Genomic DNA, 14,427 nt, shown 5'->3' on the forward strand with positions numbered 1-14,427 from the left:
CGTCTCAGCGGCCCTGAGCAGGCCATTTACCCCGATGACCGGCACATTCCCGTCCTCGGAGTCATCTATGCAGGCATTACGGCTTGCTCCTTGAGGGCAGCATGGACCAGATCTACCCCACCGGGCTCCCCGAAAGCGCCCCGCACTCCCCAACGCCCCGAACACGCCCAACGATTGATCCCCTTCAGCACCACGCGGGATGCCACCACCACCCGCGCCCGAGCCGAAAAGCAAACAGCCAGTTGACCGCTTGCTCTTCGGACTGACGCCACCTACCGTCGGACGGTCACTCGTCTTCCCAGCTGGAAGTGCCCATGCCTCGCCGGTCACCAGGCGAGATCAGAACCGAACAACCCCGTCGCAGGAGCGCCAGAAGCCGACAGGTCATCCCTGGTTTGTCCGCTGCGACGAACCGGCAGATCGCACAGTTCGAAGTTCAGTACAGATTGCCTCCCGGCCACGTCGCCCACGCCTTCCGGGCATGGGCTCTGGCGCTTCACTCATGGCCGGACCACGGACCCAACTACGGGTGGGGAACCACCCTCTGGAGGGATAGGCACGCGCGAACGCTGCTGCAGGGCACGGCCTCGGCCATGAACCGCAAGGCACGCCGTGAACTTCTCGGAGCGGTCGCTCCCCTGGACGACCGCTTCTTGGCGCGGACCCTGCCAGATCCGTTCTCACCACCCACAGATCCCTGGTGGAAGCGCCGCCTTGCGGAGTGATCGGCTGGAGCTTCCCGGGCAGTTCCTGGCGCGGAGCGCAGAGACCAGCCGAGCGAACCGTCACCGCTTCCGTCGCTGTCGCTCGGGCGGGCGGGGTCAACTCCGTCTATGTGATCGCCGAGCACGTCTGACCCAGCGCGAGAAGAGCTGCCACGGACTCACGGGACGGAGAGCTGCACGGTGGCCCGACCCTACGGGCAGGGAGCGGAAGTCACGTCAGCACGCGCCCCCGGCGCACTCCCTAACCGTGATCGGCTACACCATCACGCGGGACGCCATCACCGCCGGTGCCGCCCGCGCCAGACGCGAACATCTGTTCAACTGCATGCCTGAAGGTCCGCGTCTGCTGGTGGGCGATCCAGCGAGAGCGGAGTCGTTGGCTTCGCAGGGTGGACCGCCGGGGTGGCGGCACAGCCAGACGAGAACGACGACCACGGCGGCCGAGGTGCTGGTACGCGGCCTACGGCCTTCATGCCGGAATTCGGGCGGTCGACGGCGTCGCGGCCCTCACCCGTTGCGGCATCGCCGAACCCGGGTCGGCGTTCAGCGACGGCGATGCCGCAGCGGTTGCCGCCACTGATGGCGCAGGCAGGCTCGTACCGAACCTGGGGCTCTTGCTCTCCTTGAGCCGGTTCCACCGGCAGGGAGGAGGCATACGGTGAATCTGGCGCACATGCAACGGCTCAGCGCCTCCTCCTCGTTGCCCAGCTCACCACCCGATGGGGTTGCCGCTACGACTCTCCTGGAAAGACCGTCTGGACGGGCAACCCATGCGTGGTCCAAGCGTCACCCGTAGGCGCGCCGGACGTCTTCTTTCCCGTGGCGGGGCAGCCTGCACAGAGCCAACCCCGACACCGTAGAAGCACGTGCCGACGTGACCTGCGGTAATGCCGATCCGGTCACGCTGACTCCTGACCACCCGACGACGGATGGAACGCAGACCTCCGCAGCGTTGAGCTGGGCTGCTCCCCGTACTCACGACGGTATTCCTGCGCGAAACGACCGGCGTTGCTGAAACCCCAGGCTGCAGCGATCTCACCGATCGAGTTGCTGCGCCCGCTGGCCGAAAGGATCTCCTCGCGCGCCCCTCGCAGGCATGCGGCTCGGACGTAGGCGTTGGGCGACATCCCGGTCTCGCGCCGGAACCACATCTGGACGCTTCGTTCGCTGAGCCCCGCTCTGGCAGCCAGTGCTCCGACCGCGTGATCGCCACGAGGGTTCGCGTCGACCTCGTGGATGAGCCGATGAACACGCGGGGCGAGGGCGTGGGAGTCGTGTTGGAGGATGCTCGGCGAGTGACTGTGTTCCTGCGTCAGGACGATCGTGGACAGCAGGCTCCGGCGAACCTCCTGGCGTACCGCCGGCGCAAGACCGTTCGGTTGCGCGTCGACGGTCGCTGCAATGCACAACATGAGCGAGCGGAGCATGGGGGCGTCTGAAGCGCGGTTGGCGGCAAAAGTCACTGTGCCGTCAAGGCGGCGGCCGCTGAGCGTTCGAACGCTCTCATCGAGGTGGTCGCGTGAGATCCAGAAGACGAGCAGCTCCAGAGACTCGGACCAGTCCATCATGACGGGATCGAGTGGCCCGAAGACCGCTCCTTGTCCGGGACAGGTCGTCGTCAGTGAGCCACGGTTCCAGGCAGAGAGTCTCCCCTTGAGCGGCAAATGTACTCCGTACCAGTCACGCATCGGTTCGGCCGTGACCCGCAGCTGCTTCCCGTACCGCATGTAGAGCAGCCGGGAGCCGTCCAGGTCGACGCCGTTCACGACGGCATCGAGCTTCTTTCCACCCTCCGACGGAATCAGCCGATGCCGTGCCAGCAGCCGACGTCCGTGCTCGGTGGCCTCTTCGAGACGGTCGGTCTCGAAGAGGCGATGCTTGGCAAGAGGTTTCGGGAGCCCCAGAACAGCACTCATCGGAGACCACCTTGTCTCAGTCCGAAACAGCTTCTGTGCCAATTTAGCCCGGAAGCATCGACGCGCAATGCCGACGACCACAGCCGTTGCGGATTCGGTCCCGAGCATTCGGGATCTGGCTTGTGATCGGCGTCACTCGCTCCGCAGACTTCCGGGCAACGTCAAACGGCAGCTGCAGAACGCGGCCCAAGCTGCGAGGTATGAATGACTGTCACCGAGCAACCTGTCCAGGTCGATACCAACGTCATTGAGAGGCTCGAAGCACTGCAGCCGCTCCTTCGGGAGCGTGCTGTGAAGGTCGAAGAGCAAGCTCGTCTTGACGACGAGGTGCTCGATGCCCTGACCGAAGCGGGAGCATTCCGTCTGGGAACCCCGAAGCGCTTCGGTGGGCTCGAGGCCGACATCGCAACCCAGCAGCGCGCGTTCGCTGCCATCGCGCGGGGCTGCGGCTCCACGGGCTGGGTGACATCTCTCTATGGCTTCGGGTCCTGGGCCACCGGCCTCTACGACGACCGCGCCCAGGACGAGGTGTTCGCGGATGGCCCTGACGTGCGGATCGCCGGCATCTTCTCGCCTACGGGCACCCTGACCCCGGTCGACGGCGGGTACAAGCTCACTGGTCGGTGGGGTTTCAACACCGGACGCCTGCATGCCGCCTGGGACCACCTTGCGGCCGTTGTGACCAAACCTGACGGCGAGATGGAGATTCGCATGGTCCTGGTTCCGACCTCGGAACTCGGGCTGGTCGAGGACTGGGACACGATCGGACTGCGCGGCACCGGCAGCCACACCTCAACCGCTGAGGATGTCTTTGTCCCCGAGCACCGCTCGATTGACCTCAACGCGGCGCTGCGCGGTGACTACCGGACCGAGACCAACAAGGAACGCGCGCTTTACAGCACCGGCTTCTTCGCTCACGTGCTCGCGATCAGCAGTGGCGTTCCCATCGGTATAGCCCAGGCGGCGATGGACCACTTCCTGGAGCGCCTGCCCGGGCGTGGCATCACCTACACAGCGTGGAAGGTGCAGTCCGAGGCTCCCATCACCCACTATGCGGTCGCTGACGCGCAGGTTCGCATCGAGTCGGCCGGACTGCTCGCCGACCAGGTTGCGAACGACGTCTACGGCACGGCCAGCGCCGGCGGATCGATGGACACCCGCACACGTGCGGACGTCCGCGCCCGCGTCGGCTACCTGACCGAACTGTCTCGCGAGGCCGTCGGGATCCTGCGCAAGCACAGCGGCGCGAGCGCTGTTCAGAAGGCCGTGCCGATCCAACAGTGCTTCCGCGACATCGAGGTGCTCTCGACGCACGCTGCTCTCGCCTATGCCACCAACAGCGAGGTCTACGGCCGTGTGCTCGTCGGCATTGATCCCAACACCCCTTTCCTGTGACCTACGACCACAACATCTAAGGACAGACACCATGACCGTCTTGGACACGCTCTACGAGGCCTGGAACCGCCACGCCATCGAGGATGTACTCGTGCAGTTCGCGCCCGAGATGCACTACCGGGACCAGCCGCTCGACCTGAACTTCTATCGCCCCGCGGAACTCGGGACGCACATGGCGAACACGTTCGTCGCGATGCCGGACCTCTCGTTCGTGGTCACGAGCTCGTTCGACGCCGGCAATCGCTTCGCCGGCGAGGCGATCATGCGCGGCACTTTCGCGCACGACCTTCCTGGCCTGCCTGCGACCGGCGACGCGTTCGAGGTGTTCTACGGGATCGTCGGCGAACTCGGCGTCGACGGGAAAATCACCCGGATCATCGACTACTGGAACGCGCAGGAGTTCGTGGGCTGATCATGGGTGTTCCCAAGCTCTTGTCCACGCCCCCGCCGGCCGACGCCATGACGCCGGGAGCCCTGTGGCGTGCCTTCCGACGGATCCCTGCCGGGGTGACCGTGGCAGCGACGACGGTGGACGATCGGTCAGTCGGCATGGTGGTGAGTTCCTTCACCTTCGTGTCGATGGATCCGCCCTTGGTCGGGTTCTTCGGCGACGATCGCTCAACCACGTTCCCGGCATTCCTTGAGGGGCACGGCTGGGGATTCAGTGTCCTCGCCCAAGGCGAGGAGGAGGTGGCTGACGCGTTCAGGCGTCCGGTGGAAGAACGCTTCGCGGACCTTTCCTACAGCGTGCAATCCAGCGGCGCCGTCCTCCTCGACGATGCATTGATCGGTTTCGATACGGCCCCTCACCAGGTCGTGCCGACCGGTGATCACCGCCTCGTCCTTGCGGAAGTCAGCAACTACGTGATGAGGCCACGTTGCGACCGTCCGATGATCTATTACGAAGGCCGCTTGTCGCGCTTGGACCAGCGTCCGCTGATCGACGACGACCATTGGGATCGGTTCTGGGATGAGTGAGTCGCGCGGACATGTACCGGGCAGCCCTGGCCGGACGAGGTTGCTCTGATGGGACACGTCGACCTCGGACTCCTGCTGCTCAGGCTGGCGCTCGCCACCCTCCTCGCCGGTCACGCTCTGCAGAAAAGTGTCGGCTGGTTTGGTGGAGCCGGGCGCGCACAAACTGCAGCCGTGTTCCATGCGTGGGGGTTCCGCCCGGGAGCCGTGATGGTGATCATCGCAGCCTTGTCCGAACTGGCCGGAGCGACTCTGCTCGCTCTCGGGGTCGCCCATCCCCTGGCGTGCGCGATGGTCATCGGAACGATGACCGTCGCGGCCACGCCGAGCGTGGCGAACGGGCTGTGGGCTCACCTCGGGGGATGTGAGGTACCCGCGATCTACGGGGGCGTGGCCGCGTGCCTCGCGATCACGGGTCCCGGAGCCGTCTCCCTCGACCATGCGCTCGGCCTTGAGACCACCGGGTGGTGGGTCTCCGCTGCAGCGATCGCTCTCGGACTGGTTGCCGCTCTCCCGCCGGTCCATCGCCGCAGACGGGTGCTGCGGCTCGAACTGCCGGCCGGCACCGAGTGACACGGATGCAGCCGCCGCACATGTCCCACAGAGATGAGGATCTGATCGTGAACGAGCACAGAGAAGGCCAGGCCATCGTCATCCGCGGTGGAACGGTCATGTCGGTGAATGCCACACGTGACCTGTTCACCAAAGCCGACGTACTCGTCATCGGAGAGGAGATCGTGGCCGTCGGAACCGGCATTGGTGTTCCCGACGACGCCTACGAGATCGACGCGTCCGGCGGCATCGTGATGCCGGGAATGATCGATACACACCGCCACCTTTGGCAGACCGCGATGCGGGGCTACGGAGCGGACTGGACCCTGACCCAGTACTTTGTGTGGAACTACCTCGAGCACGGTAAGCACTTCCGACCACAGGACATCTACGCCGGCAACCTGCTCGGCGCCTTGGAGGCGCTCGACGCCGGCGTCACGACCACCGTCGATTGGTCCCATGGACTGCAGACCACCGACCATGCCGAGGCCGCCGTCGATGCCCTGGTCGAGGTCGGCGGGCGCTCAGTGCTCGCATACGGCAACATCCACCGAGCGCCGTGGGAATGGGCGACCTCGCCGGAGCTTCGCTCCTTCATCGAGCGGCGGATACCGCGCGACGGCATGCTCGGGCTCCAGCTCGCGTTCGACGTGACCGGTGATCCTTCATTCCCGGAGAGGGCAGCCTTCGAGGCTGCCAAAGAGCTGGGTGCCGCCGTGACGACCCATGCCGGAGTGTGGGGTGCAACGGACGACAACAGCATCCGGCTGATGTACGAGAACGGCTGTATGACCCCTGAGACCGTCTACGTCCATGCCGCCACGCTCTCGACCGACTCGTACCACCGGATCGCTGCGACGGGCGGCTCCGCATCAGTCTCGTCGGAGAGCGAGTCCACCTGCGGCCAGGGCTACCCGTCCAGCTGGGAGCTGCGCCGACACGGTATCCCGATCTCGCTGTCGATGGACACGAGCGTCTGGTGGAGCGCCGATCTCTTCTCCGCGATGCGTGCGACACTCGCTTCAGATCGTGCCCGCGAGCACCAGCTGGCCCACGAGAACTCCGAGACCGTCACGAACATCGGCCTACGATGCGAAGACGTTGTGGCATGGTCGACTCGCGGCGGAGCGGAGGCACTCGGCCTCGGCTCGGTCGTCGGTACGATCGCGCCCGGCTTCAAGTCAGACATCGTGCTGATCAAGAACGACAGCTCTCCCACGATGTTTCCCGTGCTCAACCCGTACGGCCACGTCGCCCTCCAGGCGCAACGGGCAGACGTGGACACGGTGCTCGTGAACGGGCGGATTGTGAAGCAGAACCACCGACTGGTCGGCTCGACGCTTGCTCGCGCGCGCGCCGCCGTCGAGGGCACCGTCGAGTACCTCGAGTCCACGCTCGGCCCGAGTGTCTGGAGAGAAGGCATGAGCCCGGCCATTCCGGATTCCAAGGTCCTCGACAACCCGTACATGTACACGGAGTACGCAGCCAGCTCGACGCACGGCGCCTGACCCGACCATGCGGGCCTGGCACACCTGACCGCCGCCAGGCCCGCCCGTCACCGCTCATACAACGCGCAACCTGCCGCACAGCGGCCACAGGAGATCATCGATGCCATCCGCGCAATGGAACGGCCCGCTCTCCGGGCTCGTCGTCGCCGACTTCTCGCGCATCCTCGCCGGCCCCTACTCGACCATGCTGCTCGCCGACATGGGGGCGGAGGTGATCAAGGTCGAAGGTCCCGGCGGTGACGACACGCGCACGTGGGTCCCGCCGGTTCGCGGTGAGGTATCGACCTACTACCTGAGCATCAACCGGAACAAGAAGTCTGTCGTTCTCAACCTCAAGGATGACGACGACCTCGCCGTGGCTCGCCGCATCGCGGATCGCGCTGATGTCTTCATTGAGAACTTCCGCCCCGGATCGCTCAGCAAGTTCGGACTCAACTACGCCGCCCTCGCAGAACGGAACCCCGGCGTTATCTACGCTTCGATCAGCGGTTTCGGCACCGGTGACGGCGCGGGCTTCCCCGGGTATGACCTGATGGTCCAGGCTGTATCCGGCCTGATGAGTCTCACGGGATCACCCGAGGGCCCGCCGTACCGTGCCGGTATCTCCGTGTTCGACGTCGTGACCGGACTGCACGCGACCATCGGCATCCTCGCAGCGCTCAACGCCCGGAACGACACCGGGAAGGGACAGCACGTCGAGGTGAACCTGCTTTCGTCCGCACTTTCGGGGCTTGTGAATCAGACGGGTGCATTCGTCGCCGGCGACAACGTGCCCACGCGCATGGGCAACGCACACCCGAGCCTGTTCCCCTACGAGCCGCTCCCGGCAGCCGACGGCGACATCATCATCATCGCCGGCAACGACGGCCAGTTCACCCGATTGTGCGACGTTCTCGGGACCCCCGAGCTGGTTGACGACCCGCGCTTCGCCACGAACGCTGATCGGACGAAGAACCGCGAGGAGCTTCGACCGCTGCTTGAGAAGCCCCTTCGCGAGCGCTCCAAGGCCGAATGGTTCGAGCGCCTGATCGCGGCTGGCGTGGCGTCCGGCCCCATCAACTCCATCGCCGAGGGCGTCGGTTTTGCCGAGCGGCTCGGGCTGGAGCCTGTTGTCGAAGTCGGAACCGGTGACTCGATGGTTCCGTCGATTCGCAACCCGATCACGTTCTCCGAGAACCGGCTGCGGTACGAGCTGCCACCGCCGAAGCTCGGCGAACACACCGCGGAGATCCGCGCCTGGGCCGCCGGGGAGGATGCATGAACCCGCCGACCGATGGCTCCCCAACATCCCTTCGACGCTCTACCCGCACGACCATCACCCTCTTCGACGAGTAGATCCAGGACCTCATGGGGAACGTCGGATTCGGTGAGCTCGCCTTTTGGCTAGCCGTTCGCCGTCGCCCCACCTAGGATGAGGTCCGAATGTTCGAGGCCTGTCCCGTCGTTCTGGCTGACCAGGGCTTCACCTCAACCGCAAGCGCCGCGCGCATGACCTACTTCAGCGCACCGGACTCGCTGCAGGAAGCACTGGCTGCGGGCCTGCTGGGCGGAGGGGCACGGTTCCTCGGCGTTACCGAGGACCGCAGAGCCTACCTCGCAGCAGCCGTCCAGGGTTCCGGCATCTCTGCCGACGCCACCGACGACCGATTCATGGCTCTTGGCCGGGGCCTCGCGACGGAGTCTCGACGTACCAAGAAGTTCATTTCCGGCCTCGGTCACCCCAACCACAAGGATGGCGATCCGCGGACGCTGCGGACCTTCGAGATCGCGCGCGACACCGGCACCATCGGTCCTCACCTACGCCTTTTCGACGCCATCGGATGCGTCCACCCGGACATCCTCGGGCGCACCCTTCCGCTCAACGGTGCCGACGCGTGGGGCGGCCCTTGCGGACCTCGACCTACCGGTGGACCTGCTGCGCGGGTTCGCCCTGCTCGCATGAGTCTCAGGCCTTGTCGGCCAGATCGCGGAGGAGTGCCTACATCCGATGGCGATAGACGCCTACCTGCATATCGATCGTCACTCGATCTACGTCGACCCGGACACAGACCCGAATCGCTAGGAGCCGCACCATGCCATACGCGACCGAGGAGAACATCACCGATCTCGCCGTCGACCGGTGGGCCACGGCGCACGACGCCCGTCTCGCGACCATCATGACGAGCGTGATCAAGCACCTGCACGCCTTCGCACGCGAGGTTCGGCTCACTGAGAAGGAGTGGATCACTGCGATGAACTGGCTCACCGAAGCCGGCCAGATCAGCGACGACAAGCGCGAGGAGTTCATCCTCGCGTCGGACGTCCTTGGCCTGAGCATGCTCGTCGTCCAGATGAACAACCGCTTCTTCCCTGGCGCCACGCCAGCCACGGTGCTCGGACCGTTCCACATCGACGGCTCGCCCGCCGTTCCGTACGGTTGGGACATGTCGGGCGGGATCGAGGGCACACCGTTCTTCGTCGCTGGAACTGTTCGATCGACAACCGGCGACCCGCTGCCTGGGGCCGTCCTCGACGTATGGCAGGCCGACGCCGACGGCAACTACGAGGCCCAACTCGATGTCAATGAGGCTCGCCTGCGAGCCAAGTACCAGACCCGTGAGGATGGCACCTACTGCCTGCGCAGCATCGTGCCGCTCGGCTACGCGATCCCGATGGACGGTCCCGTCGGTGAACTTATCTCCCGCACGGACATCAGCTACTTCCGCCCATCGCACATCCACTTCTGCCTTGAGGAGGACGGGTATGAGCGCTTGGTCACGCACTTGTTCGCCGAAGGAACCAACTACATCGAGAACGACGTCGTGTTCGGCACAAAACAGGAGCTGATTACCAAGTTCGTCGAACACGACAGCGGTGTCGCGCCCGACGGCACGGCCTTCGACACGTCCTTCGTGACGGCCGAGTACGACTTCGTTCTGCAACCCATCGAGGACTGCTGATCTCTTCGGAGTGTTGTCAGGTGGTGACGTGTGCTGATCCCTGCGGTAGGCCGGTGGTATGCGGTACGCGCAGGGTGGCGGACTGACCACCGAACCGCGGAGGTTGCGTGAGCGGATCCGGTACGAGGCCGGTGAGCGGTTCGCTCGTGGCGAGGAGACCGCAGTGGTCGCAAGGGATCTGCGAGTGAGCGAGCGGTCGGTGGAACGCTGGCGGCGTGCAGGGTGGGACGGCGGGATGGCCGCCCTCGCCTCGGCGGGGCCGCCGAAACTCCCCAGGCTGTCCGACGGTCGGTTCGCCGAGTTGGAGAAGGAACCGGCGCTGGGGCCGGCCGCTCATGGTTGGGAGGACCAGCGGTGGAGCCTGGCCCGGATCGGAGCGCTGATCGCCTGGAGGTTCCAGATCGACTGCTCGATGGCGGCGGTGTGCCGGCTGATGCACCAGCACGGCTGGTCCTGGCGGTGTCCTGCCTGCCGGGCTGATGAGCGAGACGAGCGTGCGGCGGGTTTGTGGAAGATGTGTGGCCGTAGGTGGAATGACCGCGGCGGCGCTGGGAGCCTTCATCGTCTTCGAGGACGAGGCCGGATTCTCGATGACGCCGTCCGTCGCCCGCACCTGGGGCTGGCGTGGGCACACGCCGGTGGTGTGGGTGCGCGGCCGGTCCTGGCGCCGCTTCTCGATCGCCGCGATGTGCTGTGACAAGCCAGGCGAGACGTCCCGGCTGATCTACCTGCCACGCCGCCACCCCGAGCACCGGGGCAAAGGACGCAACAGCTTCGCCTGGAGCGACTACCGCGACCTGGTCGTCCGCGCCCACATCCAGCTGGGCACCTCCATTGTCTTGAGCTGGGACAATCTCAACACCCACCGGGCCGCCGGGATGCGCGAGTCCGCCGCCCACATTTGGCCGCAGACGGCCGGGCCCGGCCCCTTGCCTTCACCGTTACCGCAGGCCAGGCAGGTGATGCGCCCGCCTTCGAGACGGTGATGTCCCGCATCCGCGTGCCCCGCACCGGCCCGGGCAGGCCGCGGACCCGGCCCCTGGCCGTTCTGGCCGACCGTGCTTATTCCTCACGCGCCATCCGCAGCCATCTGCGGCGCCGGGGCATCCGTGCGGTCATCCCGCAGCCGGTGGACCAAGTCGGCCACCGACTGCGGCGAGGCCGCGCCGGAGGCCGTCCGCCCGGCTTCGACGCGGGGGCCTACAAGCAGCGCAACACCGTCGAGCGGTGCATCAACCAACTTAGACAGTGGCGCGGCCTGGCCACCCGAACCGACAAACTCGCCATCGCCTACCAGGCCGCCCTCCACCTCGCGGGCATCCTCATCTGGACCCGCCACTGACCAAAGAGACAGAACCTAGCTCGCCATCGTGCAACTGCCTTTCTACGCAGCAGACTTAAATCCGGTGGAGGGTATCTGGTCCCTTCCATGGCGTAGCCCGCTGGCCAATGTCACCTTCACCGACGTCGAACACCTCGGACAAACTCTCCGCCGCGGCCCGAAGGAGACTGATCCCTCTCTTCAGTCACGGATTCCTAGAGCCCCATCGCTCCTCAGATCGATGAGCCGTTCCTCGTCGCCGACAATTTGTGTCGTGTTGCTCTTTGGGCCGCCGGTCTTCTGAGGGATCCCTGGTCAGTGCGTCCCTTGCTGGGCCCGTCCCCAGACCGCCTCCAACAGCGCGATGGTGTCCATCGTCTCGGCGACGTCGTGGACACGGATGACATCGACCCCCGCGCACCATGCGGGAGCGACCGTCGCCAAGGAGCTGGCCAGACGGTCATGGACCCCGCGGCCGGTCACGTCGCCGAGGAAGGACTTCCGGCTGACGCCGAGGAGCACGGGAGCACCGAGAGAGCAGAGGGACGGCAACTGCCGCAGGAGCGCCAGGTTGTCGGCGGTGCTCTTGCCGAAACCGATCCCGGGGTCGATCCAGGTCTCGCGTACGCCCTCCTCTTCGGCGGCGCCCGCGAGAGCCCGGAGATAGGAGGCAACGTCGGCGTGGACATCGTCGTAGAAGGGATTCGCTCCGGGGACAACGGGCACGGCGTGGGAGTGCATGCCGACGTAGCCGACTCCGAGCCGGCCGGCGAGTCCGTACATTGTGCCGGAGACGTCGTTGATGATCGACGCACCTGCCCGGGCCGCTTCCTCTGCCACTTCGGGATGCCGGGTGTCGACCGAGACACGGCCGTTGTCCGCCAGCCGGGCCACCACGGGGAGAACCCGGTCGAGTTCCTCCTCAGGAGAGACGGCGATGGCGCCAGGCCTCGTCGACTCACCGCCCACGTCGACAGCCCACGCGCCCTGGTCGAACATCCGTAGACCTGCCGCGATCGCGCGCTCGGCTGTGCCGAACCTGCTGCCCGACCAGAAGGAGTCGGGAGTCGCGTTGACGATCCCCATCACGCGCATCGGACCGACGTCGGGCCGTGCGACGAGCGGGTGGACGAGAGCTGCGGAGTGCTCGTTCATGGAGGGTTCCTTCGTGGGGGAGCCGCGGACGCGCGTGCGGACAAAGGAGCGCACCGCCGGCATGACCTCGGTGCCGACGGTGCGCGGTCTCGGGTGGTGGTTACCTCTTCTGTTCCTGGGGGTGAGTGGCGAGTGCCTCCACGGACACGTCCATCCACTTCCACAGGGGCAGCGACGTCAGCGCGTCGTGCAGCGCGGCGGGATCCTCGGCCTCGTACAGGCCGATGGTGGCGTTGCGGCCGGGGACGCGCCACAGCCGCTTGAGGATCCCCGCCTGGCGTAGCTCCACGGCCCGCTCCCGTTCGGCCTTGCGGAGTTGCTCACGGGTGTCGTCCGGGGTGTCGGGTGGGAGCAGGTTCTCCGTGCGGACCAGGAATTCCATGGTGTGCCTCCTCAGGACGCGGCGATGGCGAGCAACAGCTCGGCGAGATCCTTGGGGGCTGTGACCATTGCCTCGTGCCCGGTGGGGATGTGGTGCACCGGCCAGCCAAGGGCCGCGGCCTTCTCGGCATGGGGCTGGAACACCCGCATCCAGTCCGTGCACTCGACGTACGTGGCGGCGACCTGCTCGCAGGCCCCCGTGAGCTGCAGAGGCTCTGTGTAGCTGCGCCATGGGTGCGGGGTCAGGCGTGGAGTCAGCCAGTCGAGGTCCGCCTGGTCCGTCACGCCCAGCACGGTCAGCGAACGCACCGGGATGAGCCAGCCGAAACCGGGGCCTGCGACGGACTCCCGGTAGTGCCCGGCCACCGTCTCCGGCAGCAGGTCGATCGCGGCGTTTCCGTCGCGGCCCACGAAGGCGTCCAGGTACACACGCCTGGTCAGCCGGTGCGGGACACGATCGGCGACCCCGGTGATCACCTGTCCGGCGTAGCTGTGGCCCACCAGTACCACGTCCTGGAGGTCGTACGCCGCGATCAGCGCCGCCACGTCCTGGACATGTGTGGAGAGTCCCACGGCGGGGCTCGCGAGGTGAGCGCGGTCACTGATCCCGGTCAGGGTCGGTGTGTAGACGTCGTGGCCGGCCTCACGGAGCGCCTGCGCCACCCGCTGCCAGACCCAGCCGCCGTGCCAGGCACCGTGGACGAGGACGAACGTACTCACTTCGCCCCCAGGTCCTCGAACAGCGCGAGGGCCGCGGCGGTGTTGGAAGCGGGGACGTGGTACGTGTCGTGGACTCGCGCGACGCTCTCGCTCAGGGCCCCGCGCATGATGAGCCACATGATCAGCTCGATGCCCTCGGTACCCGCCTCGCGGACGTAGTCCTCACGGGTGAGCGCGGCCAGCTTCTCGGGCTCATTCTCGATCGCTTGCAGGAACATGCGGTCGAATTCCTCGTTGATGAGCCCGGCGCGCGCGCCAGCCAGCTGGTGCGACATGCCGCCGGTGCCGAACACCGCGACCTTGACGTCCTTGGGGAACGAGCGGATCGCCCGCCCGAGCGCCTGCCCGAGCGCGTAGCAGCGGGCCGCCGTGGGCTGCGGGTACTGGATCACGTTCACCAGCACGGGCACGACCGCGCACGGCCACGCCTCACCGGGGTCGGGGCAGTACACCGACAGCGGCACGGTGAGACCGTGGTCGACATCCAGATGGTGGAAGGTGGCGATGTCGAACGACTCGTCCATGAGCTCGGTGACGAGGTGTTCGCTGAGCTCTGGGGCGCCCACCACCGCCGGCACGGGTCGGCGCCCCCAGCCCTCGTCCGCCACGTCGTAGGACTCGGCGGTCCCGATCCCGAAGGTGGGGATGAGGTCGAGGTCGACCGCGTTGGCGTGGTCGTTGTACACGATCACCGCGATGTCGGGCCGGTGCTCGGCCATCCACTCCCGCGCGGGCCCGTAGCCGTCGAACAACGGCTTCCAGTAAGGCTCCTGCGTTTTGCCGTGGTCCATCGCGGCGCCGATCGACGGCACGTGCGAGGTCGCCAGACCCCAGATCACC

At 66.5% G+C, this 14,427-nt stretch carries 13 protein-coding genes and 3 pseudogenes; 11 read left to right on the top strand and 5 right to left on the bottom strand.

Annotated features, from left to right (window positions below):
• Window positions 1-1,624: 1,624 nt before the first annotated feature.
• Window positions 1,625-2,641 (bottom strand): AraC family transcriptional regulator, encoded by a 1,017-nt coding sequence (locus ABZ490_RS36000; protein WP_359000033.1) that lies wholly within the window; start codon window positions 2,639-2,641, stop codon window positions 1,625-1,627.
• Between the two features lie 204 nt (window positions 2,642-2,845).
• Between ABZ490_RS36000 and ABZ490_RS36005 the strand changes: the two genes are divergently transcribed.
• From ABZ490_RS36005 to ABZ490_RS36055, 11 genes and pseudogenes are all read left to right on the top strand, one after another.
• Entirely contained in the window at window positions 2,846-4,036 is a 1,191-nt protein-coding gene (locus tag ABZ490_RS36005) for an acyl-CoA dehydrogenase family protein (protein ID WP_359000036.1), read from the top strand.
• Between the two features lie 31 nt (window positions 4,037-4,067).
• Window positions 4,068-4,448 (top strand): ester cyclase, encoded by a 381-nt coding sequence (locus tag ABZ490_RS36010; protein ID WP_359000039.1) that lies wholly within the window; start codon window positions 4,068-4,070, stop codon window positions 4,446-4,448.
• Between the two features lie 2 nt (window positions 4,449-4,450).
• Window positions 4,451-5,014, top strand: a complete 564-nt coding sequence (locus tag ABZ490_RS36015; protein WP_359000043.1) for a flavin reductase family protein — start codon at window positions 4,451-4,453, stop codon at window positions 5,012-5,014.
• A 48-nt stretch (window positions 5,015-5,062) separates the two neighbouring features.
• Entirely contained in the window at window positions 5,063-5,584 is a 522-nt protein-coding gene (locus tag ABZ490_RS36020) for a DoxX family membrane protein (protein WP_359000045.1), read from the top strand.
• Between the two features lie 47 nt (window positions 5,585-5,631).
• Complete coding sequence (locus tag ABZ490_RS36025; RefSeq protein WP_359000048.1) at window positions 5,632-7,071, top strand: amidohydrolase family protein; 1,440 nt, start codon at window positions 5,632-5,634, stop codon at window positions 7,069-7,071.
• A gap of 100 nt (window positions 7,072-7,171) precedes the next feature.
• Window positions 7,172-8,332, top strand: coding sequence for a CoA transferase (locus ABZ490_RS36030; protein ID WP_359000050.1), 1,161 nt, complete (start codon window positions 7,172-7,174; stop codon window positions 8,330-8,332).
• A gap of 811 nt (window positions 8,333-9,143) precedes the next feature.
• The gene (locus ABZ490_RS36035) at window positions 9,144-10,010 is read left to right on the top strand and encodes a dioxygenase (protein WP_359000053.1); all 867 of its coding nucleotides are present in this window, start codon (window positions 9,144-9,146) and stop codon (window positions 10,008-10,010) included.
• Window positions 10,011-10,068: 58 nt separating this feature from the next.
• Window positions 10,069-10,707, top strand: coding sequence for a winged helix-turn-helix domain-containing protein (locus tag ABZ490_RS36040; RefSeq protein WP_359000056.1), 639 nt, complete (start codon window positions 10,069-10,071; stop codon window positions 10,705-10,707).
• Window positions 10,601-10,897, top strand: a pseudogene (locus ABZ490_RS36045) (DDE endonuclease); the annotation flags it as partial. The gene ABZ490_RS36040 and the pseudogene ABZ490_RS36045, both read left to right, overlap by 107 nt.
• A 5-nt stretch (window positions 10,898-10,902) precedes the next feature.
• Window positions 10,903-11,352 (top strand): annotated as a pseudogene (locus ABZ490_RS36050) (IS5 family transposase); the annotation flags it as partial.
• A 34-nt stretch (window positions 11,353-11,386) separates the two neighbouring features.
• A pseudogene (locus ABZ490_RS36055) lies at window positions 11,387-11,635 on the top strand (hypothetical protein); the annotation flags it as partial.
• A gap of 11 nt (window positions 11,636-11,646) precedes the next feature.
• Here the strand turns inward: ABZ490_RS36055 and folP are convergent.
• The 4 genes from folP to ABZ490_RS36075 all read right to left on the bottom strand — a co-directional run bounded on the left by folP (window position 11,647) and on the right by ABZ490_RS36075 (window position 14,426).
• Window positions 11,647-12,486 (bottom strand): dihydropteroate synthase, encoded by an 840-nt coding sequence (gene folP / locus ABZ490_RS36060; protein WP_359000058.1) that lies wholly within the window; start codon window positions 12,484-12,486, stop codon window positions 11,647-11,649.
• A 100-nt stretch (window positions 12,487-12,586) separates the two neighbouring features.
• Window positions 12,587-12,868: a muconolactone Delta-isomerase family protein gene (locus tag ABZ490_RS36065; protein ID WP_359000061.1), complete on the bottom strand. Its 282-nt coding sequence runs from the start codon at window positions 12,866-12,868 to the stop codon at window positions 12,587-12,589.
• 11 nt (window positions 12,869-12,879) lie between these two features.
• Window positions 12,880-13,587 (bottom strand): alpha/beta hydrolase family protein, encoded by a 708-nt coding sequence (locus ABZ490_RS36070; RefSeq protein WP_359000065.1) that lies wholly within the window; start codon window positions 13,585-13,587, stop codon window positions 12,880-12,882.
• Window positions 13,584-14,426 (bottom strand): class III extradiol dioxygenase subunit beta, encoded by an 843-nt coding sequence (locus ABZ490_RS36075; RefSeq protein ID WP_359000266.1) that lies wholly within the window; start codon window positions 14,424-14,426, stop codon window positions 13,584-13,586. Before ABZ490_RS36075 ends, ABZ490_RS36070 begins: the two co-directional genes overlap by 4 nt.
• Between the last annotated feature and the right edge of the window lies 1 nt (window position 14,427).

The sequence above is a fragment of the Streptomyces sp. NPDC005811 genome (genome assembly GCF_040630405.1).
Classification (GTDB): Bacteria; Actinomycetota; Actinomycetes; order Streptomycetales; family Streptomycetaceae; genus Streptomyces.